Annotated in this window: 20 protein-coding genes and 1 tRNA gene; 12 read left to right on the top strand and 9 right to left on the bottom strand. The window is 43.3% G+C overall.

Translation table 11 applies throughout. The annotated features are described in order from the left end of the window. Window positions 1-169: 169 nt before the first annotated feature. Window positions 170-1,780: an acyl--CoA ligase family protein gene (locus tag dnm_RS19415; RefSeq protein WP_207678559.1), complete on the top strand. Its 1,611-nt coding sequence runs from the start codon at window positions 170-172 to the stop codon at window positions 1,778-1,780. Between the two features lie 306 nt (window positions 1,781-2,086). Here the strand turns inward: dnm_RS19415 and dnm_RS31340 are convergent, their stop codons facing one another. The 9 genes from dnm_RS31340 to surE all read right to left on the bottom strand — a co-directional run bounded on the left by dnm_RS31340 (window position 2,087) and on the right by surE (window position 10,832). Then, entirely contained in the window at window positions 2,087-3,214 is a 1,128-nt protein-coding gene (locus dnm_RS31340) for a methyl-accepting chemotaxis protein (protein WP_207678558.1), read from the bottom strand. A 46-nt stretch (window positions 3,215-3,260) separates the two neighbouring features. Further along, entirely contained in the window at window positions 3,261-3,686 is a 426-nt protein-coding gene (locus dnm_RS19405) for an MAE_28990/MAE_18760 family HEPN-like nuclease (protein ID WP_207678557.1), read from the bottom strand. Beyond that, complete coding sequence (locus tag dnm_RS19400) at window positions 3,683-4,786, bottom strand: DUF262 domain-containing protein (protein ID WP_207678556.1); 1,104 nt, start codon at window positions 4,784-4,786, stop codon at window positions 3,683-3,685. Before dnm_RS19400 ends, dnm_RS19405 begins: the two co-directional genes overlap by 4 nt. A gap of 989 nt (window positions 4,787-5,775) precedes the next feature. Further along, window positions 5,776-5,850: transfer RNA gene (locus tag dnm_RS19395), tRNA-Val, on the bottom strand. Window positions 5,851-5,892: 42 nt separating this feature from the next. Further along, window positions 5,893-6,996, bottom strand: coding sequence for an SMC-Scp complex subunit ScpB (gene scpB, locus dnm_RS19390; RefSeq protein WP_207678555.1), 1,104 nt, complete (start codon window positions 6,994-6,996; stop codon window positions 5,893-5,895). A 314-nt stretch (window positions 6,997-7,310) separates the two neighbouring features. Then, the gene (locus dnm_RS19385; protein ID WP_207678554.1) at window positions 7,311-8,027 is read right to left on the bottom strand and encodes a segregation and condensation protein A; all 717 of its coding nucleotides are present in this window, start codon (window positions 8,025-8,027) and stop codon (window positions 7,311-7,313) included. Window positions 8,028-8,053: 26 nt separating this feature from the next. Then, window positions 8,054-9,040: a tryptophan--tRNA ligase gene (gene trpS / locus dnm_RS19380; protein ID WP_207678553.1), complete on the bottom strand. Its 987-nt coding sequence runs from the start codon at window positions 9,038-9,040 to the stop codon at window positions 8,054-8,056. Window positions 9,041-9,248: 208 nt separating this feature from the next. Further along, a complete protein-coding gene (locus tag dnm_RS19375) occupies window positions 9,249-9,905 on the bottom strand; it encodes a site-2 protease family protein (protein WP_207678552.1) in 657 nt (218 codons plus the stop codon). A gap of 174 nt (window positions 9,906-10,079) precedes the next feature. Beyond that, window positions 10,080-10,832 carry a 5'/3'-nucleotidase SurE gene (gene surE, locus dnm_RS19370; RefSeq protein WP_207678551.1) on the bottom strand — a complete coding sequence of 251 codons (753 nt, stop codon included), beginning with the start codon at window positions 10,830-10,832 and terminating at the stop codon, window positions 10,080-10,082. A 204-nt stretch (window positions 10,833-11,036) separates the two neighbouring features. On the opposite strand from surE, the gene dnm_RS19365 reads away from it, so the two are divergent. The 11 genes from dnm_RS19365 to dnm_RS19320 all read left to right on the top strand — a co-directional run bounded on the left by dnm_RS19365 (window position 11,037) and on the right by dnm_RS19320 (window position 21,270). Then, a complete protein-coding gene (locus dnm_RS19365) occupies window positions 11,037-13,313 on the top strand; it encodes an LPS-assembly protein LptD (RefSeq protein ID WP_207678550.1) in 2,277 nt (758 codons plus the stop codon). Beyond that, the gene (locus tag dnm_RS19360; protein WP_207678549.1) at window positions 13,310-13,837 is read left to right on the top strand and encodes a UpxY family transcription antiterminator; all 528 of its coding nucleotides are present in this window, start codon (window positions 13,310-13,312) and stop codon (window positions 13,835-13,837) included. The genes dnm_RS19365 and dnm_RS19360 overlap by 4 nt, the downstream gene beginning before the upstream one ends. A gap of 86 nt (window positions 13,838-13,923) precedes the next feature. Next, entirely contained in the window at window positions 13,924-14,199 is a 276-nt protein-coding gene (locus tag dnm_RS19355) for an HU family DNA-binding protein (RefSeq protein WP_207678548.1), read from the top strand. Between the two features lie 92 nt (window positions 14,200-14,291). Further along, a complete protein-coding gene (gene holB / locus dnm_RS19350) occupies window positions 14,292-15,389 on the top strand; it encodes a DNA polymerase III subunit delta' (protein WP_207678547.1) in 1,098 nt (365 codons plus the stop codon). 623 nt (window positions 15,390-16,012) lie between these two features. Then, the gene (locus dnm_RS19345; protein WP_207678546.1) at window positions 16,013-16,819 is read left to right on the top strand and encodes a PSP1 domain-containing protein; all 807 of its coding nucleotides are present in this window, start codon (window positions 16,013-16,015) and stop codon (window positions 16,817-16,819) included. A gap of 202 nt (window positions 16,820-17,021) precedes the next feature. After that, entirely contained in the window at window positions 17,022-17,186 is a 165-nt protein-coding gene (locus dnm_RS31335; protein ID WP_276571814.1) for a dual CXXC motif small (seleno)protein, read from the top strand. Window positions 17,187-17,217: 31 nt separating this feature from the next. Next, window positions 17,218-17,955 (top strand): tRNA pseudouridine(38-40) synthase TruA, encoded by a 738-nt coding sequence (truA, locus tag dnm_RS19340; RefSeq protein WP_207678545.1) that lies wholly within the window; start codon window positions 17,218-17,220, stop codon window positions 17,953-17,955. Between the two features lie 823 nt (window positions 17,956-18,778). After that, a complete protein-coding gene (locus dnm_RS19335; protein ID WP_207678544.1) occupies window positions 18,779-19,066 on the top strand; it encodes a hypothetical protein in 288 nt (95 codons plus the stop codon). Further along, window positions 19,053-20,324: a class II fructose-bisphosphate aldolase gene (locus tag dnm_RS19330; protein WP_207678543.1), complete on the top strand. Its 1,272-nt coding sequence runs from the start codon at window positions 19,053-19,055 to the stop codon at window positions 20,322-20,324. The genes dnm_RS19335 and dnm_RS19330 overlap by 14 nt, the downstream gene beginning before the upstream one ends. Before the next feature lie 123 nt (window positions 20,325-20,447). Continuing rightward, the gene (locus tag dnm_RS19325) at window positions 20,448-20,957 is read left to right on the top strand and encodes an NUDIX hydrolase (RefSeq protein ID WP_276571813.1); all 510 of its coding nucleotides are present in this window, start codon (window positions 20,448-20,450) and stop codon (window positions 20,955-20,957) included. Continuing rightward, complete coding sequence (locus dnm_RS19320) at window positions 20,929-21,270, top strand: DVU0524 family FlgM-associated protein (RefSeq protein ID WP_207678542.1); 342 nt, start codon at window positions 20,929-20,931, stop codon at window positions 21,268-21,270. Before dnm_RS19325 ends, dnm_RS19320 begins: the two co-directional genes overlap by 29 nt. The last annotated feature ends 63 nt before the right edge of the window (window positions 21,271-21,333 follow it).

Raw genomic sequence — 21,333 nt, 5'->3', positions numbered from 1 at the left:
CCTCTCATGTTCTATTTGGCGAATGCAAAAGTGGAATTCGGGATTCAGAAGTCGGATATTCGGTTTCTGTGGTCCCAAAATTTCACCCCGGCGTTTCACACCTTAATAATATTTAAAAAATCTTAACTATCCTGAAAACTTCTAAATTAATCAAAAGGAGAATGGAAAAATGTCTCAGAACAAAGTCTGTTTTGATGTCCTCACCCCTGTGATCTTTTTGAGGCGATCTGCCTCGATTTATCCTGACAAGGTTGCGGTTGTTCACGGAGATAAACGTTACACTTACAAAGAGTTCTATGACAGAGTAAACCAGCTGGCCAGCGCGCTCAAGAAGATAGGCGTAGGCAAGGGAGACAAAGTCGCGTTTGTCTGCCCCAATACTCCCCCCATGCTGGAAGCCCATTATGCCGTGCCCATGATCGGCGCGGCCCTTGTCAGCGTTAATATTCGGCTGTCCTCAAATGAAGTCTCTTACATTATTAATCACTCAGACGCCAAAGCGCTTTTTGTTGATAATGAATTTTCCAAGCTGGTGGCACCTATAGCGAACGAGTTAACCCAGGTAAAAACCTTTGTTAATATTTGCGACATCAGTGATGAAAAGCCTCTGGACGGCATGGAATACGAGGAATTCCTGAATACCGGTTCTGCCGAACCCGTGGAAATCGCTGTGGAAGATGAGTATGATGTGGCAACAATCAATTACACCAGCGGCACCACAGGACTTCCCAAAGGTGTGATGTATCATCACCGCGGGGCATACCTGAATGCGCTGGGAGAAATGCTGGAATCAGGCTTTAACTCCGAATCCGTGTATCTCTGGACATTGCCCATGTTCCATTGTAACGGATGGTGTTTTACCTGGGGGGTCACTGCCGTGAGCGGTACGCATGTCTGTCTTCGGGCAGTCGTAGCTGAGGAGATTTATCGTCTTATAGAACAAGAAAATGTTTCCCATCTGTGCGCTGCACCCACGGTCCTGATTACCATGTCCACTTATGCCACAGCCAATAATGTCAAGATAAAAGATGAACTGCAAATCATGACAGCAGGAGCGCCTCCCGCGCCAACGATTATCCAGAACATGGAGTCCATGGGCGCAAATATCACCCATACCTACGGGCTGACTGAAGTTTTCGGACCTCACAGTATCTGTGCGTGGCAGCCCGCATGGGCAGACCTGCCCGCTGAAGAGCAGGCAAAAATGAAATCACGGCAGGGTGTCCCGTATGTTATCGCCATGTATATGGATGTTGTGGACCCCGGCACAATGGAACCGGTTCCCCGTGACGGGCAGACCATTGGTGAGATTGTAATGCGGGGGAACAACGTGATGATGGGGTACTACAAAGACCCTGAGGCCACGGCCACGGCTTTTGAAGGCGGCTGGTTTCACAGCGGCGACCTGGCAGTGATGCACCCGGATAATTATGTGCAGATCATGGACCGCAAAAAGGATATTATCATCAGTGGCGGGGAAAATATTTCCACTGTTGAAATCGAAAATGTCATTTATCGGCATCCGGATGTTCTGGAAGTGGCCGTTGTTCCGGTACCTGATGAAAAATGGGGAGAAGTGCCCAAAGCCTTTGTGGTTCCCAAGGAGGGGGCAAACCCCACAGCCGAAGATATCATTGGTTTCTGTAAAGAAAATCTTGCCCGCTTCAAAGCTCCTAAAGTTATTGAATTCGGTGAGTTACCAAAAACAGCTACAGGAAAGATTCAGAAGTACAAACTTAGGGAAAAAGAGTGGAAGGGCCGGGACCGCATGGTTCATTAATATGAACTTTCCCCGTCAGACCCTCTGTGAATTTAAAAAAACGGTCTGTCGCTCCGGAGTGCCAAACTTGCAGTTTGGCAATATTTCCGAAGCCCGGAAACCAGGCACTTCTGCCAAACTGCAAGTTTGGCACTCCGGACAATTTTTTTCTTAAAGCCTATAGTTTGACGGGGATTTTATTTTTTGATGGGCACTTCTGCCAAACTGCAAGTTTGGCACTCCGGACAATTTTTTTCTTAAAGCCTATAGTTTGACGGGGATTTTATTTTTTGATGTTTTCTGATTTCCTCAGCCTCTCCTGAGATTTTAAAAAAACTCGACATTATCCTCATCTTCATCTGTCCCGGGTTTTCTGACGGTGGAAATTTTATCGGACCATAGCGACTTCAGCCTGTTTATATCGTTCTTCTGCATACCGATTTGCTTGTTAAAAGTCAGAATAGAAGTACTGAGATCATCTATTTCCTGGGCAATGACATCTTGAAATTGTAGAGATATCACGGCATTTTCTATGTCATGTGACATGGCATGATAATTCAGGGTTAAAATACTGATAGCTTCTGATATGTCTCTCAGAGACTTTTTGAATCGCTCAAATTTTTCTTTCAGCTTTCCCTCAGTATTATTCATCTCTGTTTTTCCCCGGGTGATTTGTTTGTTTATGTTTTCTCTGAGTTCATCCATGGTACTCACAGATGCTTCAACAATGATATTGATATGCGATGCAGTATTGTCAGACTGTTCTGCAAGCTTTTGCACTTCTCCGGCCACCACGGCAAAGCCACGGCCATGCTCACCTGCCCGGGCAGCCTCAATGGCTGCGTTCAAGGCCAGAATTTTCGTCTGAAAAGCGGTTTTGTTTATCTCAGACACAAACTTACGAATCGCTTCCACTTTATCGAACATGTCTTTCAGATTTTCCAAAAACTCTTCATTGATCTGCCCGATGGTGCGGAATACAGAACCGGAATCTGTAAGAGCTGCTTCGTTTTCCTGAATCATCTGATCAATGTAGCTGGTACCGAAACAGGTTTCCTTTCCGTCTGTTCTGCCCAAAAAATACGTCACCACAGCATCTGCTTCTTCTGATCCCTCTTTGGTTTTATTCACAATTTCCCGTAAAATGGAGATCATGTTCAGTGTTTCTTTTTCAGTTTTTTCCTGTATGGCAGATAAGCGTTGTCTGATTTGTCCCATAAGTTCCTCATAACCCGATACCTGTCCGGTGCAATCTCTGTAGATTTTTATGGACAAAAAAGTACTGAGTATCACAATGCCTGCCCCCGTAGTCGCCTGCGTCGGGTTCAGGACGATGAACAGAAAAAAAGATGGCGGAACAATACTTATTGTCAGTGAAATAAGGAATGGTCTGTTCCTGAACCAGCCTGTAATGTATTTCAAATTTTTAGCCGGATGTGCATCATGTTTATTCATAAGTATTTCCTCAGAGACTTTCACCAAGTTTGAAGTTCTTTAATCATTAGTTTTCAAAAACAGATGAACTCAGATTTGATTCGGTGTCAACAGCATTTTCCACCTGAAGAACAGCTTTTTCTGATAATTCAGCGAGCATAAACTCTATAATCTCTCTGTTGAGACGGGACTGTTTTGATGAAGACAACTGATTCAGCTTTGCCTTTAAGCCAAAAACAATAAAGCATGAAGCAAGCTCCTCATATCTGAGCCTTTGGCTGTTAATAAAGCTGACATATCCGAGCGATGAATTTTTGACAAAACCTTCCCAGTGTGCATATAAAAGGGGAACCCCTGCTCTTGTTAATGTGTTACGTCTTAACGATGAGGAAGAACGCACAGAAGATTTTAAATCAGCAATTTCTTTTAACCGCCACAGAAATTCCCGGTCAAGAAAATCCCGCAACTGATTTAATGTTCTGATTTTGTTCATGGCTTTAAGAAGGCTTCGGCAATGGGCAGGAGATGAGCCAGACGTGCTGATCCGCTGACATTTGTCTTGTATTTCTGGAAAGTCTTATTATCCAGAAGCGCTTTGGATTTTTCTCTGATGAATTCGTCCTGTTCGTCCTGAGTCATCTGTTCAATCTGATCAATATTTTTGGAGACCCCTATGGCCATAACTTCGAAAAGAGACATCAGAGATTTGCCTTTGAAATCGCTGCCATCCCATAGTTTAAATGCTTTTTCGCCAAGGGACCTGTCAAACAAAGCAAAGGTGCGATAAAATATGCTCCCTTCATCTTTTTTTGAAAATGAAGGATCTGTGGCAATCTTTACAAGCGCATTATCAAGGTAATCACGCACATTCAGTTTGCCATTGTATGGGATATTACGAAAAATAAAAAACCGTAAGGCCAGTTCCATGAGCATCTGTCTTTTAGCAGCACGTTCTGTTTGGGAAACTGTTGTGATGAACCCCGGGTCACTGGCGCAATCCCTCAGCCATTCATAAAAACCTTTGTTTAACATTACGGTTATACAGTTCCGAACTTCCTGTTCTGATAATTTGGTCCCGCCAGTATTCAGTCTCTGAAAAAGCTCATATTTGGCAAAAGGATCGCTCTCACTTTTGAGGATTTCAACGCGGATACGCGCTCTCCTGATTTGAAACTGATTTGCCTTTCCAATACCATTGTCTTCCTGATCTGATGTCGAATCCCAATATTTTCCCGCAAGGCTCGGAAGAAATCTGGTACCCTCCAAAGATATCGGTGAGGCAGTCTTCTCCTCTGCCAGACGAAGAATACCAACAAACTCAAAGATTGTGGAAAGACGCTGAAGCCCGTCAATAAGTTCCCATATCCCGTCTTCGTTCTGAAATACAAAAATCGGGGGAATCGGAATTCCGAGCAATAAAGATTCAATAAATTTCGTTTTCTGCTCTTCTTTCCATCTGAAAAGGCGTTGGAAATCAGGGTTGATTATTATTTCTTCATCTTTATAGAGGCTTATAATCTCACCAACAGACATATCATAACCATCAGATACAATCTCTTTTTTGGCTTTTTTAATTTCATCCTGTAAGGTCATCTGTTTCTCCCATTATTTGATTTGATTATCTGTCCCTGCGACCCTGCTCACTTTTTATCTTGTTAATTTTTTTGCACATACCTGAAAAATGAACAAAATGTCAGAAAGGGCTTGTCTTGTATCCAAGTCAATCCCATGAAACTCTGGAATGATTTTTACCCTCTCGCAAAGAATATTACAGACGGAGTTACAAACACCGAGCTTCTGACAACAGCTTTCGAATGCCGGACGAGATTTGCAATCCCGTCCGAAATGTTCACCGGCAGTGATCGGGGAAAATATCCCGGACGGGGTTGCAAACCCCGTCCGGCAAAATAATTTATGAGTCTTCTTCAATTTCATCCACCTGACCTCTCAACATTTCACAGCGCCAGCCTTTATAGCTAGCTTATCCCTTCGGAGTTCCGATTTCAAGCCTTTTATAACCCTGTCAGTCAGAGCCTGAAAGGCAATGCTGCCGACTCAGGCAGTTCCGAACAGATCCGGAGTGCAAAAATTATATTTTTGCGCATGCGAAAAAGCATTTTTCGCACTCCGGAGAAAACACCGGAAAACCCGCTTACGCCTAAGTCAACAGTATTGAGCCTGAAAGGAGGGGGATAAAATGTGCCGCTGTCCGACATGACTGGGCTTCCGGCCTGATTTGCCGATCATCAGATAAAATATTTCAGATAGTTATCTCATTTTTTTGAGTTCTTGACAAAATTCCGGACAACTTGGTGGCGACAGATTAATACACCGCTTCATAAATCTTTGATATACTTTGTAAATTTGGCAAGGCTGATGTAAAATCAGCCTGTCAGCTCCCTGAGAGGGGGTAACGAATTTACAAAGTGGTGTATTAGGCTGAAGGGGAGCAACTGGCAAAAAGGGTTTTATACCGGATAATAAAATTCCAGCTTTGCGGAGGTGACAAAGGAACGAGTCTCATAATGGCCACAAAAAACAAAAAAGGGGATACAGTCTCAACTGTAACCCCTTATTTTTTATGGTAGGCGATACTGGATTTGAACCAGTGACTTCTACCGTGTGAAGGTAGCACTCTCCCACTGAGTTAATCGCCCTCGTGAATTATCGGACTTATATAGCGGATAATCTGATCTGCGTCAAGTATTTTTTTCTTCATGATGATCAAAATTATCCAAATCGTTCAAAGACTCTTGAATTTTTTCATTTTTTGAAGATAAATTTTCAGGCGCATCTGTTTTTTCTTTTTCATGATCGGAAATTTTCAAAATGTCCAAAGACTCCTGAATTGTCGAATTTTCAGCAGACGACTTTTCAGGCACATCCGGATTTTCTTGTTTATGATCAGATGGTTCCAAAAGGTCGGAAGACTCCTGAGTCATCGAATTTTCAGCGGACGACTTTTCAGGCATATCCGGATTTTTTTCTTTATGATCAGATGGTTCCAAAAGGTCGGAAGACTCCTGAGTCATCGAATTTTCAGCAGGCGACTTTTCAGGCACATCCGGGTTTTCTTCTTTATGATCAGATGGTTCCAAAAGGTCGGAAGACTCCTGAATCATCGAATTTTCAGCAGGCGACTTTTCAGGCACATCCGGGTTTTCTTCTTTATGATCAGATGGTTCCAAAAGGTCGGAAGACTCCTGGATTGTCGAATTTTCAGAATCAGATGGTTCCAAACTGTTCAGAGGCTTCTGAACCATTATATTTTCTGAAGAAGGCTTCCCGAGATCGTCAATTTCTTTCGGAGTGGGAAGATCCTTTAAATCTTTCAATTCAAATGCTTCCAGAAACTGCTTTGTCGTTGCATAGATTAAAGGACGGCCCGGAATTTCCTTGCGTCCCAGAATTCGGATAAGCTTTCGTTCAAGCAACATACGGATCACTCCCCCGGAATCAACACCTCTGATACGTTCAATGTCGTTGCGTATGATCGGTTGCTTGTAAGCAATAATTGCCAGGGTTTCCAGCGCTGCCTTGCTGATACGGGCCGGGGCCGGCCGCATTAATTGTCTGATCCATTCTGTATATTCAGGCCGGGTGCGGAACTGATAGCCACCGGCAACTTCACGCAAAAAAAAACCGCCTTTACGGGCCTCATGTTCTTTCAAAAGCATCATAAGTGCATTTCGGATTTTTTTTGTATCTGCAAAGGTGATTATTTTCTTAATGTGGTCAATGGTCAGCGGAGTTTCTGAAACAAACAGCAAACTCTCAATGATGTTTTTTATATCGTCCGTCATTCAGGTTTTTTAAATAGGTTAATTGTTATAAATCAGCCGATGGAAATTTCACACACATTCTCGTTTCCACGCTTCGCGTCCCGGACAGCAGGCACAATCAGGACGCGAAGCGTCCGCCCTGCATTCCCACGCAAAGCCTCACTGCCATTAAGTTAAGCTTCCGGAGTGCGAAAATTATTTTTCGCATCCCTGCCGGAAACTCTTTTTGCCACCCCGGATGAGTCTTAACTTAATGGCAGTGACGCAAAGCGTGGAAACGAGATAACGAGATAATCCGTCCGATTTGCCAGTCCGAACCAAATAACTTCTTATGATCATAAATAAAACACTCTGATAATACCCGTCTGAACATGCTGAGTAATCCGAATCAGGGAAAGTTTCGCCATTTCCAATATGGCAAGAAATGTGATAATAACCTCGCCCTTATCTGCATTTGCAGGGAACAGCCTGTCGAATGTCTCGCTCCCATTTTTTTCAAGAATATCAACAACTTCAGATATTTTATCTTTTATGGAAATCCTGTCACTGCTGAAATCCACTTTGTGATCACCGGGCATATTTTCAAGGATTCTGTGAAATGCATCAACCAGCTCAAACAAATCAATTTTTATCAATTCGTCGTATTCCCGGTTTACCAGAAATTCTTCTTTTGCAGGACGCCTGAGAAAAACATCCTCTCCTAAAAGATTTCTTTCAGCCAGCTGTTCGGCAACAGACTTCATCTGAAGATATTCTATAATGGGCCTTGTGATCTCAAGCCGGGGGTCTTCTTCATCCTCCTGGTCTTTATGAACAGGAAGCAGCATTTTTGACTTTATATGGGTCAGCGTGGCTGCCATTACGATAAAATCCCCGGCAAAATCAACATTCATCGCCTTCATCCATTCCAAATATCCGAGATACTGGTCTGTTATCACAGCAATGGGAATATCATAAATATCCACCTCATTTTTTTTGATAAGGTAAACCAGAAGGTCCATGGGACCTTCAAAGATATTCATCAGTTTTACTTCGTAGCGTTCGCTTGACATAATCCATGAAGAAACCGGGTTTTTGCTTATATTTTCATTGCTGACCGAACTTCTTCCATGGTCTGTTGAGCCACGCTCCTTGCTTTGCTGCCGCCGGTTACGATAATATCGGCAACAAGTTTAGGATTATCTTCGTAATATTTTCTCTTTTCACGAACAGGTTCAAGCGCGCTGATAAGATGCTGTCCCATTATTTTCTTGCATTCAACACATCCGATCTGGGCGGCGCGACATTGCTCATTGATTTCAGCCACAGTTTCCGGGCTGCTGTAAAGGTTATGAAAATCAAATACATTACATACATCCGGATTCCCGGGATCGCTTTTCCTCGCGCGCTGGGGATCCGTAATCATCTGTGAGACTTTGGCGGCTATGTCTTCCACAGTGTCAGACAGAAAAATGGCGTTATTATAGCTTTTGCTCATCTTACGGCGGTCCAGACCGAGTATTTTTGAAGTTTTGGTTAAAATGGCATCAGGTTCGGGAAAGACTTTTCCGTAAAAATGATTAAATCTTCTGGCAATTTCCCGTGTAAGTTCCACATGGGGAATCTGATCCATCCCCACCGGCACACCATCTGCTTTGTACATAATAATATCCGCGGCCTGAAGCACAGGATATCCCAGGAAACCGAATGTTGAAAGGTCTTTGTTGTTCAGCTGGACTATCTGATCTTTATAGGTGGGATTACGTTCAAGCCATGGCACAGGTGTTATCATGGAAAGAAGCAGAAAGAGTTCCGCATGTTCTTTGATGTGGGACTGCACAAAAAGCGTGCTTTTTTCCGGCGAAAGCCCTGCACTCAGCCAGTCAAGCATAACATTTTTTACATAATCTGAAACAGAATCGGTATTTTCATAATCCGTGGTTAAGGCATGCCAGTCCGCAATAAAAAAAAAGCATTCATAGTCATCCTGCATGGTTACCCAGTTTGCAAGGGCGCCTTGCAGGTTTCCAAGATGAAGGGGGCCTGTGGGACGCATGCCGCTTAATATTCGTTTCTTTTTACTCATTAAAGTTCTCCTGTAATTTTTATTATTTTTTCATGGTTTGGTGTGTGATAACATCTGAATTTCATCGAATGAATCCAAAATTTCAACCATGTTTTCCTAAAAATGTGTTTAAAAATTGTTACAAATATGCCGCCCCTACGGGACTCGGAACACTGTGTCTCTTATCTGCTACAAATATGCCGTCCCTGCGGGACGTTTCAAACATGCATTAAGTTCCAAGTAATAAATTACACAACGGGGTTACAAAAAAAAAAATAATCTTACCAAGTGATTTTGTCATCAGCAACAAAATTATAATAATCATGCCATATCGTTCAATGCGCTGAAACGGTATTCTTAACGATTCGGGCAGAAACATGGCAAGTATGCGGCTTCCGTCCAAAGGTGGAATCGGTATCATATTAAAAACAGCCAGAACCAGATTAATAATCACACTGTAGTTCAGCATATTTAAAAACGGTATCACAAGAGACTGTAAAAATGAACCATGCCATAACGATGCAGCGTAAATCAGAAATTGAAAGAGCAAACCTGAAAGAACTGCACAAATCAGATTTGCCACAACCCCTGCTGCCCCGACAAAAATAGTACCCCTCCGATAATCATAAAGATTGGCAAAATTCACCGGCACAGGTTTGGCATACCCGAAAAGAAAGGGGGAGCCTGAGAAATACAGTATGATCGGCAGAAAAAATGATCCCACAGGGTCAAGGTGTCTGACAGGATTTAAAGAGAGCCTTCCTGCCATTTTGGCAGTGCTGTCCCCCATTCTGTATGCCACATAGCCGTGCGCCACCTCATGGATGGTCACTGCAAAAAGCAGGGGAACGATAATCAGAACAAATTCGTTAATATTATTTAGCATAATTAGGTGTTAGGTGTTAGGTGTCAGGGAGATTTTCAAGAATGAATACAATCTGTTCGTGCGCTTCCCTGTTATTGTCAGCAGTCTGACCGCACGAATTCAGCCTGTGAAAAACCTCCGAGGTTTTAAAAACCTCGGAGGTTTCATATCACCAACTCACTGTGATCAGCTATTTTATATATTCCACCCTTTGAGTTCTTCAAGCGTGTTGTAATCTGTCAGATCAGACTGAATAGGGGTTACGGAAATGTAATTCCGGAACAAAGCCGCACCGTCCACATCAGCATCTTCTTCGAAACTCCGGGTAGTACCTGTCAGCCAATAGTAAGCCTTGTTTCGGGGATCAAGCCGCTTTTCAAAATATTCCGTAAGCAGCGCGATATCCTGCCTGACGATCCGAACCCCCGCGATCTTTTCCTTGGCAATATCAGGAATATTTACGTTAAGGCATGTTCCAAAAGGCAGACCTTTTTCAGCCAGATGATCTGTCAGTGTCTCCACAAAAAGCGCAGCATCTTTGTAATGGTTCCCTTCGTATCCATGCATGGAAACAGCGATTGCCGTCACTCCGTAAAGGGCAGCCTCTCTGGCCGCGGCCACTGTGCCTGAATAATTAATATTGGTTCCCACGTTTGCCCCGGAATTAATTCCTGATATCACCATATCCGGTTTAGCCTCAGCTATTTCCTTAAACCCCAGTTTGACACAATCCACCGGGGTTCCGTTTACAGCATATCCTGTATATTCGTCACACAGTCTGGCCTTGGTGACGCGAAGCGGCTCATTCAGGGTGATGCCATGACTCTCCGCGCTTTGTTCACGATCCGGAGCAATAACAGTGACCGTGTGTTTTTGGGAAAACCTTTTATAAAGGGCGTGCAGCCCCTCTGCATAAATACCATCGTCGTTTGTTAAAAATATGTTCATAATCGGATGACACCTAATTCCAAATCTGTTTCAGGTCAGGGATGTCCCCAAAAATAATATATCCTGCCCTGCATTTTGTAAAACGGGCAGATTATTTATTGGGTATTCCCTTACATTCAAATGATTATATTGCAACTAAATCTTGACTTTTTCAAATTAAGTTGTCTTTATAACTCAAATTTAAATTATGTTCAAGATGTTATTATGCAACAATATTTACGATATAGGATTTTTATCAAAAAGACAGCATATTATATTGGTATTTTCGGATTAATTGCCTTTGTTTTTTCCGGAGTCGGTGTTCATGCTTTTCCAGAGACTGACAGTCTGCTGTTCCGTAATGACCCGAATACCCCGTGGCACATTTCAGCAGATGAAGTGGAATATGATCAGGAAGCAGATCAGTATGTTGCAAAGGGAAATGTATCCATCACCAAAGATGATAAAACACTTAATGCGGATATTATCCGGTTTGATTATAAGGCCATGAACATATCTGCAAAGGGTCATGTGGTCATGACAGCAGGGGAGGATATCCTGACCGGAACCGGCATTGAAATGGATCTGAATACTGAAACCGGTACAATATATGACGGGGCTGTCTTCCTGAAAGAAAATCATTTTTATATCAAAGGCAGCAAAATACAAAAAACAGATAAAAACACCTACACAGCAGACAAGGCCAGCATATCCGCGTGTGACGGTGATATCCCGGCATGGAAAATCACGGGAAAAAATCTTAAAGTCACCATAGAAGGTTACGCTGTTGTAAAACATGCGGCCCTGTGGGCAAAAGACATACCTGTGATGTATGTGCCGTTTTTTGTTTTTCCTGTAAAGCAGAAGCGACAGTCCGGCCTGCTTATCCCGGAAACAGGGTATTCGGATCGGAAAGGCTTGGAATATCAGCAGCCTTTTTACTGGGCTGTTAATGACAGTTCGGACGCGACCTTGTATTTTAATTATATGGAAAAGCGGGGTAATAAAATTGGGTCGGAATACCGATATGTTTTGGATGACCAGTCAAAGGGAACCCTGATGTTTGATTTTCTTGATGACAGGACATTTGAAGCCGGAAACTCGGATCGTTACTGGTTCAGGATGAAGCATGATCAGAAAATGCCATTTGGTTTTTCCGCAAAGCTTGATATTGATGTTGTCAGCGATCAGGATTATCTTCACGATTTCAAGGACGGATACACCGGATTTGAAAAAACAGAAGCATATTTTAACAAAACTTTCGGCAGAGAACTGGATGATTATAATGACCCGGTAAGGGTCAGCAGTTTCAGTCTGAACAAAATCTGGTCCGACTACAGTCTGAACCTGGGTGCGCGTTGGTATGATAATGCTATGGAAGAGAATGCCCCAGGGGGGGCATTCCCGGATAACCCATTGCATAAGCTGCCATTTATCCGATTTGATTCTTTAAAACAACAAATCTCGGACACGCCGTTTTATTGGCAACTTGATTCCGAATACACCTATTTCTATGGTGAGGAAGGTGCAAAAACCCATCGGGCAGATGTCTGGCCGAGATTTTCGCTGCCATACCGGTTTAAAAATTATTTCACTGCTGAACCCTCTGTGGGGCTGCGGGAAACCATCTGGTATGTTGATGAAGCAGAAAACCATCCGGTTTTATTCGGGAACTCCGCGGAAAAAGACAACTTTCTCAACCGGGAACTATATGACATAAAATTGGAACTTTATACCAAGGTCTTTAAAAATTACAGTCTCAGAGGGAAAAATGCCGGTCAGATAAAACACACGATATCGCCTCAGATTGTTTATGAATACATACCGCATTCAAAGCAGCGTAAGTATCCGAACATTGATGACTCAGACCGAATTAAAAAAAAGAACTTGATCACCTGCTCAATTACAAATACAGTTGTCAGTAAAGCATTATCCGTTACCGATGAACCGTTGCCGGCGAACCGTAACCAGCTGATCACTGATCACTGCCCGCTGTTCACGAATTACTTTCGTTTCAAATTGGAACAAAGTTATGATATAAACGAAGCAAATGAAACAGATCCGGCAGAATGGAAAAACCAGAAGGAAAAACGTCCGTTTTCCCCGATTTCCGCTGAAATTGAGCTGGTTCCGGGTCGTTTTGTATCTCTGGAGGCAGATGCAGAATGGTGTGTCTATGAAAATGATTTTCAATCGCGTAATGTTTCGATAAACCTGTGGGATGAACGCGGGGACCGTCTGTCTGTGGCGCACAGATATACACAGGATGCCCATGAATCCGTTTACGCTGATATTATGGTAAAACTGTCTGACAGCATTTCCGCATATGCCGATTATGAGCGTAACATATACGACAGAAAAGAATTAAGAAACTGCCTGGGAATTTTATACAATGCCCAGTGCTGGTCAGCAGAATTACGCCATACAAATGAGACAGATGAGCATAAATATGCGTTTATGATAACCCTTTACGGACTGGGAGAAATCGGGAGTATCAAATGACAAAGGATACGCTTATTCGCGCGTGGTATGCCCTTCATACCAAAAGCAGGTTTGAGAATGTGGTGAATGAAAGGCTTATGGGAAAATCAATAGAGGTCTTTCTTCCGAAAATTCAGGTACCGAGCAAACGGCGTGACAGAAAAAAAATAATACAGATTCCTCTTTTTCCTGGATATCTATTTGTAAAAACAGATCTTAACCCTTATGAACACCTTGAAATTGTTAAGACAACCGGGGCGGTGAGTCTGATTGGGAATGCCCGGGGACCGGTTGCTGTTCCGTCAGAGGATATAGAATCCCTGAAGATTATGGTTGTAGCAAATAAAGAGGTGATCACCGGTTATCAGCTTCAGGAAGGTGACAGGGTCATGGTCGTTGGCGGCCCCTTTTCAGGAATGACCGGAATTTTTGTCCGATATAAGGGAATAAACCGTGTGGTTATTAATATCAGTGCCCTGGGACAGTTCGCATCTGTGGAAGTAAATGAAGAGGATATTGAAATATTACCCGAAAAAACATCATAAGAGCTTGACTTTTTATCAAATTATATTTAACATGATTTTCAGACAATTCAATGTCCACCAAATTATTATGGGAAGGAGTAATATATATGAACAAGCTGGAGCTTATCGCCACCTTGAAAAATGAAGCAAATATTTCAAAAGCAGAGGCAGCAAAAGTTGTTGAAATTTTTTTCGGTAACATGGCAGAGGCCCTGTCTGAGGGAGAACGTGTTGAGATTCGCGGCCTGTGCAGTTTTTTCGTCAAAGATTACAAAAGCTATATTGGCAGAAATCCGAAAACCGGGGAAAAAGTTGTCATCACCCCGAAAAAGCTACCGTTTTTCAAATGCGGAAAAGAATTGAAAGAACGGGTAGATTATTAGGTAACAATTTGAAATCCAGAACGAATTCAAATAATTCCCTTGTGAAAATCCGGGGATGATAAAAATTCAAAATCCGAAACAGACGGTCCTTTATGCTTTGTTCTGAGCGTCTGATATTCGGATTTGTTTCGGATTTTGAATTTTTAATGATCAGGATGAGCCATCATAAAGCATATAAACGGTTAATCACCTTTCTTCAAAAAGATGCCATTCCTCATGCGCTTCTTTTTACCGGGATTGAGGGCGTAGGCAAACGCACCGCGGCCATGGCCTTTGCCATGGCCTGTAATTGCAGTCAGTTGTCGGTTGTCAGTAAGCAGAGAGATGAGGATACTGACAGTTATTCTCTGACAACGGATAAGTGCAATTGCAGATCATGCAAAAAAATCCGATCCGGTAATCATCCGGATATCACCCTGATTGAACCGTCCGGTGTTTTTATCAGGATCGGACAGATCCGAGAAGTTTGTCATACCCTGGGTATGAAACCTTATGAGGCCAGGACGCGTGTGGTGATTATCGCCAATGCCCATACGATGAATGCTGAGGCAGGAAACGCGCTTCTCAAAGTGCTGGAAGAGCCTCCGGATCGCACGGTGCTGATACTGACTGCCACCCAGACATCTGATCTGCTTCCTACGATTGTGTCCCGATGCCAGCTGATGCGGTTTGATCCGGTCCCCCGGGAAGAACTCAGAACACTGCTGATTGAAAAGCAGAACCTCGGGTCGGAGGATGCCATGGTCATTGCAACGCTGGCAAACGGGAGTTATTCCAGAGCGATTTCCATGAGCCGTTCAAACTGGATAAATCAAAGGAACTGGCTGATTCATGAGCTTGAAGCCATCGCGGGGAACGGTCTGAAACCGTTCCCCGGGGTCCGTGTTTTTGCTTTTGCAGAAAGATTGTTAAAAAGTAAAGATATTCTTCCGGATTTACTGGAAGTCATGAAAACCTGGCTGAGAGATGTGATTCTCTGCCGGCTTGCCCTTGAGGCTGGTCAGGGGATTGATCCTGAAAAAGTGATTAACAGAGACTTGACAAACAGCATTCAACATGCCTCTCGGCAGATAACAGTGGCATCCTTGCTTTCAAAAATAAAAGCAATTCAGACAGCGCAGAAATCACTCCGGTCAAATGCCAATTTAAGGCTGACTTTGGAGGTTTTGGCGATGAAACTTGCAGAATAAGGTTTCGTTTTTGGCAAAGTCCGAACCACGGATTAATACAGATTTCACAGAATTCACAGATTGAAAAAATCTGTGAAATTCGTGCAATCCGTGCAAATCCGTGGTTCAGATGCTTTGACAATATTAGCGGGACGGGGTTTGCAACCCATACGCATCAGGCTGAGTACCTGATCCCATAAATAATGTCCGGGTCGCGGCACAATTTTTCAAACTGCGCCCGGACAGACTGCCAATTTGTTCCGCATGACTCGGCCCGCGGCCGTGCAGGATCAGATAAGTACCTAACCATAAGTTTTCGATATTTGCCCGGGGAAGAAACCCGGCTTTTTCCCGGAATATGATTCGCCGGCCCTGAAGAAAAAAGCCGGGTTTCTCCGCCGTTCACAGAAAAAAAAGATGTATAAAAAACTTTTGATCAGGTACTTAAGTCATATTTGCCACAAAGGCACGAAGTCTCACGAAGTTTCTTTGTGTTTTCTTCGTGTCTTTGTGTCTTCGTGGCAAAGCCAACAGGTCGGATCACATAAGACTGTTCTTTATTCCGCCCGGACATTATTTATGGGATTCAGCACTTAAAATCCCTTATAATTAAAACAATTTTTTTTTATAGAAAAAGTGAATTGATGACAAAAATAGTTGGTATCAGATTCAAACCTGCGGGCAAGGTTTATGATTTTGACGCGGGCGTCTTTGTACTGAACCAGGGAGACCCTGTGATTGTGGAAACTGAGCAGGGGCTGGGTTTTGGGAGAGTCACAGTTCCTCCTCAGCCATATGATGAACAAAAGCACCAGTCAGAACCCCGTGTCTATAAAAAAGTGTTTCGCCTGGCAACCGAAAAAGACTTTGAACAGAGAGAAAAAAATTTTGAAACTGAAAAAGCTGCCTATGAGTTTTGCCTGAAATATATCAGAGAACTTAACCTTGAAATGAATCTTTTTACCGTTGAAAGTACCTTTGACGCAGGCAAATTAACATTCTTTTTCACTGCCGAGGGGCGTGTTGATTTTCGGGAACTTGTAAAAATTCTTGTCAATGAATTCCATACCCGGATAGAAATGCGCCAGGTGGGCGTGCGCAATCAGGCTAAAATGTGCGGAGGAATCGGAAGATGCGGGCGGGAACTTTGCTGCTCAACATTCATAGAAAAATTCGACCCCGTTTCCATACGCATGGCAAAAGAACAGAATCTGTCCTTAAACCCCACTAAAATTTCCGGTCTGTGCGGCAGGCTGATGTGCTGTCTTACGTTTGAGAATGAGACATACCAAGTCTTAAAGCAGAATTTTCCCCAAATCGGCAAGATGGTAAAAACTTCCGCGGGAGAGGGAAAGGTGATCCGTCATAATGTTATCTGCAACCGCATCGCGATTCGGAGAAATGACGGTCAGGAAGTAGAAACAGAATTAGATACGATAATTGAGAATTGAAAATTGAAAATTAAGAATTGAGAATTGTAGGATGAAAACTGAAAAATGAATATTTTTAATTCTCAATTATTGGCACTGGTTCAGTTCAATGGGATTTTCCGGGAAAATCGCCTGAACCCCTCTGAAAACACAGCGAATTTTCGGAAAACCGGAGGTGTCATCAACTATCTGATTTTACAGGAATTCCCACTAAACTGAACCCGTGCCTTTAAAATGCGGCGGACAGTTATTTGTGAAAAGAACCTGGCAGCAGGTAAATTTATATTGCAGGTCATGCAACAAAGAATATCCTTTGGAGAAATTTACTGATTTGATGGATGAGATGTTTGAGGAGGCACTGGCAAATATTCCATGTAACAGGCTGTAAATTTTGACGGTACTGAAATCACAAATCACAAATGACAAATTTTAAGCTTACAATAGAATACGACGGAACCGCCTACCACGGCTGGCAGAGACAGAAAAATGACCGTACTGTTCAGGAAGAAATTGAGAAAGCGCTGATGACCATGACGGGAAAAAAGGTGACGCTCACCGGGTCCGGCAGAACAGATGCCGGCGTACACGCGCTGGGTCAGGTGGCAAATTTTCATTGCAATACCAAACTTACTCCTGATGTTTTCCAAAAAGGACTGAACAGCCTTACTGACAGGGATATTGTCATCAGGGAATGCACTCAGGCAGATGAAACATTTCACGCCCGGTATGATGCAAAAAGTAAAACATATAATTACAAAATATTAAATCGTCTGATTCCCGCGGCAGTCAGCCGGCAGTATGTCTGGTTCATACGAAAAAAGCTGAATATCAGTGCCATGCGGTCTGCCATTCTTCATATCATCGGAACGCATGATTTTAAAGCATTTGAAGGGGCCGGCAGTCCCCGTTCTCATACAACAAGATGTATTTTGAATGCAAATCTTGTTGAACAGGATGACGGATATCTGTTATTTGAAATTGAAGCCAACGGATTTTTAAAATTTATGGTGCGTAACATTGTGGGAACGCTTGCGGATGTGGGTCATGACAAAATAACGCCGGATGATTTTAAAGATATTCTTCTTTCAAAAGATCGGGATCAGGCAGGCCCTACCGCACCGCCTCAGGGATTATTTCTGATGAATGTCAGATATTAAGGGCATAGCGGTTAGGCAACTTTCTCATTTCTGCTTCCGCCGGGTTGACAAATTCGGGCCTGGTTCGGATTTATCGAAGTGAACTTGTGCGAGAAAATTATTTTGTCCCTATTCATAACAATACTTCGGACAGTTTTTACAAATTAAGGGCGTGTAAAATTATAACCTTTTGAAATCAAAGGTCTTTATTTTCCAGGAACAGAATATTAGAACTCTGTAAAAACAATAGGTTACAAAAAATGTCCGAACCATTGTCATAAGGGAACTCGAAATAAATAATATACCCGATACAAAAAATGCAGGGTGGGTTGCGCTTCGCTCTGCCCACCCTGCGTTCCGGGTATTTTATTTTTGGGGAAATCTCTAAAGGATTGAAAAAAACAATCGTCAATTATCAGCAGAATAAACGCTCATGAAAAACCCGGGTTTTTCGCCCCCGGTTATGACAGTATTTTCAGATAAAAAACCCGGCTTTTCAGAATATAAGTACCTGTGTGGGGTGATGAAAATGTCACAAACCGGGCTGACAATTGCGATCCCATTTTTATTCCGCAAATTTTTTATGACTTAAAAATCAGGCAGTTAAAAAATGAGGGGAACAAAAACAGGATCAGCTTTTTCAGAGCCTTGGAAACATTTTCATCACCCCAGTACCTGTGCAAAAGTTTTTTATATATCTTTTTTTCTGCGAACCGCGGAGAAACCCGGGTTTTTCCTTTACGGGCAGCGGGTCATTCCGGGAGAAAAGCCGGGTTTCTTCCCGGGCAAATATAAAAAACTTTTGCACAGGTACTTATTTTCACGGTAAAAAAAGGATTGTGATATGAACGACACAGATAAACAAAAGGAATTTATCAAAGTTGCAATTCTGGAAAGTACAATAGAAGCCCAGGTGACGGGGGCTGTTCTGGAAGAGGAAAACATTCCCCACCTGATCCGGTCATACCATGACACTGCTTATGACGGATTGTTTCAGTTTCAAAAAGGGTGGGGCGAAATCAGAGCGCCGTTATCGCACAAGGAAGAGATACTTAAAATTCTTGATGAGGTCAGATCAGAAAATTATAATAATTTTATAGCAGAAGGAGGCAAAAGCAATGACAGACTTTGAAAAGGCCATTGAAACAGGCCGTCCGCCCAATGTGGCAAAACTTTTCCCGAATTCAAAAGCATTGATCGTCAGCGGAAAATACATAGACCTTGCCATGCTCCGGAAAGGCAATGCCGTTTCAATGGCCGCCAACGGCAGAAATCATATGGTTATCCGGGGTGCTTTGAAAGCGGCCCAGCGGGCAAATTCCGTTATCATCATAGAAATTGCCAAGTCAGAAGGCGGGGCCAATGCCTATTGCGCGGTCAATTACTGGAATATCGCCCGGCAGGTGGACGCCATATGCAATGAGCTGAATATCACCATTCCCGTGGCTATTCACGCGGATCATTACGGCATCAAAAATGAAACAGACATAGAAGCTGCAAAGACTGAAATTCCGACCCTGTTTGACGCGGGCATGACATCCATTGCCATTGACGCATCTCACATGCCGGATGACAAGAATCTGCTCGCAAGCCTGGAATTATGTCCTTTTGTCCCGAAATGGGCCGGATATGAAACTGAAGTTGGTGAAATCAAAGGCAAAGAAGGGCTTTCAACCGTGGAAGAGGCATTATTCCTGATTCAGGGACTGAACGCTCATAATATCTTTCCGAACTGGATTGCCCTGAACAACGGAACCACCCACGGCATTGAGGCCAGTGGCCAGGGGATACAGGTTGAACTGACAAAAGAAATTCATGAGGCTTTGGCAAAATACAATGTTTCCGGGGCACAGCATGGCACATCCGGGAACAGCTCGGACAGGCTGAAAGAAATTGTCGCAAAAACCAGAACCACCAAAGCCAATGTCGCAACGGCCCTCCAGATGATCTCATGGGGGCTTGAGGTGAATGACTATGGAAATGCCCAGCTTAATAAAGATGGCAATTTTATCAAGGTCAAAGACGCAGGGGTAACAGAAACCCTGTGGGCTGAAATGACGGCCCATGCCAAAGAAAAGGGGCTTAAACGCGGAAATTACAAAAAACTCAGCCTGCCTTTTGAAAACAAACTCCTGGGACAGCCCAAAGAGATCAGAGAACGGATGGTGACACGAGTGGAAGACTTTGTTTACAACATGCTGGTAAATGTCCTTAATGCTCAGGACACCGCTCCCATTGCCATTGAAACAATTCTTAAAACAGGGTCTTATGATCCGGGTCCCAAAGCAGAACGAATCGAAAATCCTGATGAATGGACACCTGAAAAAATCGTGGAACGGGCTGCCTCAATTGTCAGTGACAAAGGGGCAGAGGGCGATTTTGATGATTAAATGCTCTCCCTCTCGTTTCCGGGTGTGCTAAAACATTTCGGACGGGGTTACAAGAACCCCGTCCCGCGAACACTTAACACCTGACACCTAACACCTAACACCTAACACCTAACACCCGTCACAATGAAAAAAAAATATTGTCATTTTTGTTCAGGGCATCTGATTGAAAAATTATGGGAAGGGAGAGTGCGCCTTTTCTGCAATCATTGCAATATGCCCATTTATGAAAATCCGACCCCGGCCACATGCCTTGTTGTGCCTGATAACAAAGACCGGGTTCTTCTCGTAAAACGAAGTGTTGATCCCAAAAAGGGATACTGGTGCCTGCCCGGGGGATTCATGGAACTCGGAGAGACTCCGGAAGAATCCGCATTAAGAGAGTTGAAAGAGGAAACAGGGCTTTCAGGCGAGATTTCCAGCCTGCTCGGGGTTGTTTCAGCTCCCAGCGCCCTGTACGATACCATACTTATGCTTGGCTACAGCGTCAGCCCGTCTTTTGGAACGCTTATTGCCGGAGATGATGCTTCAGACGTAGCGTATTTCCATTCCCATGAACTTCCGGAAATCGCATTTGACAGCCACGCAAAATTTATTAGGATATATTATGCAAATTCCCGCTTACAGAATACATAATGTTTTGAAAGTTTACACAAAGCAACTCATACAAAAAAAGCTTTCAGAGTCGCTGAATCAAAGTGATCTGGCAGCTCAGGACAACATATCTGTGGGAGAAAGACAGCAGGCAGTTATTGACAGAGTTGTCGGTGATATTCTTGATAAAATAATCCGTCATGATCCGCAGGACAGAACCGCCGATGAAAGTATGAAACAGCGAAAAAACACCTTCCCGACCCCTGTTGAATCCCAATGTCGCAAAGCAAACACATTTGTTTATAACATTATTGATGAAAACAATAAAAAAAAGACAATCAGACTTTCTGTGTGACCGCAATGATGCTGACGGGTGAAAGACTTCCGAGGTTTTGAAAACCTCGCAGGTTTCCGGCGG

The organism is Desulfonema magnum, from assembly GCF_017377395.1.
GTDB classification, from domain to species: Bacteria; Desulfobacterota; Desulfobacteria; order Desulfobacterales; family 4be13; genus Desulfonema_C; species Desulfonema_C magnum.
This window is presented reverse-complemented; position numbering and strand designations above follow the sequence as displayed.

Excerpts from the sequence above, each read along its gene's own strand:
- dnm_RS19415 (WP_207678559.1), top strand. The coding sequence starts at position 170 with ATGTCTCAGAACAAAGTCTGTTTTGATGTCCTCACCCCTGTGATCTTT.
- dnm_RS31340 (WP_207678558.1), bottom strand. The coding sequence starts at position 3,214 with ATGAATAAACATGATGCACATCCGGCTAAAAATTTGAAATACATTACA.
- dnm_RS19405 (WP_207678557.1), bottom strand. The coding sequence starts at position 3,686 with ATGAACAAAATCAGAACATTAAATCAGTTGCGGGATTTTCTTGACCGG.
- dnm_RS19400 (WP_207678556.1), bottom strand. The coding sequence starts at position 4,786 with ATGACCTTACAGGATGAAATTAAAAAAGCCAAAAAAGAGATTGTATCT.
- scpB (WP_207678555.1), bottom strand. The coding sequence starts at position 6,996 with ATGACGGACGATATAAAAAACATCATTGAGAGTTTGCTGTTTGTTTCA.
- dnm_RS19385 (WP_207678554.1), bottom strand. The coding sequence starts at position 8,027 with ATGTCAAGCGAACGCTACGAAGTAAAACTGATGAATATCTTTGAAGGT.
- trpS (WP_207678553.1), bottom strand. The coding sequence starts at position 9,040 with ATGAGTAAAAAGAAACGAATATTAAGCGGCATGCGTCCCACAGGCCCC.
- dnm_RS19375 (WP_207678552.1), bottom strand. The coding sequence starts at position 9,905 with ATGCTAAATAATATTAACGAATTTGTTCTGATTATCGTTCCCCTGCTT.
- surE (WP_207678551.1), bottom strand. The coding sequence starts at position 10,832 with ATGAACATATTTTTAACAAACGACGATGGTATTTATGCAGAGGGGCTG.
- dnm_RS19365 (WP_207678550.1), top strand. The coding sequence starts at position 11,037 with ATGCAACAATATTTACGATATAGGATTTTTATCAAAAAGACAGCATAT.
- dnm_RS19360 (WP_207678549.1), top strand. The coding sequence starts at position 13,310 with ATGACAAAGGATACGCTTATTCGCGCGTGGTATGCCCTTCATACCAAA.
- dnm_RS19355 (WP_207678548.1), top strand. The coding sequence starts at position 13,924 with ATGAACAAGCTGGAGCTTATCGCCACCTTGAAAAATGAAGCAAATATT.
- holB (WP_207678547.1), top strand. The coding sequence starts at position 14,292 with ATGCTTTGTTCTGAGCGTCTGATATTCGGATTTGTTTCGGATTTTGAA.
- dnm_RS19345 (WP_207678546.1), top strand. The coding sequence starts at position 16,013 with ATGACAAAAATAGTTGGTATCAGATTCAAACCTGCGGGCAAGGTTTAT.
- truA (WP_207678545.1), top strand. The coding sequence starts at position 17,218 with ATGACAAATTTTAAGCTTACAATAGAATACGACGGAACCGCCTACCAC.
- dnm_RS19335 (WP_207678544.1), top strand. The coding sequence starts at position 18,779 with ATGAACGACACAGATAAACAAAAGGAATTTATCAAAGTTGCAATTCTG.
- dnm_RS19330 (WP_207678543.1), top strand. The coding sequence starts at position 19,053 with ATGACAGACTTTGAAAAGGCCATTGAAACAGGCCGTCCGCCCAATGTG.
- dnm_RS19325 (WP_276571813.1), top strand. The coding sequence starts at position 20,448 with ATGAAAAAAAAATATTGTCATTTTTGTTCAGGGCATCTGATTGAAAAA.
- dnm_RS19320 (WP_207678542.1), top strand. The coding sequence starts at position 20,929 with ATGCAAATTCCCGCTTACAGAATACATAATGTTTTGAAAGTTTACACA.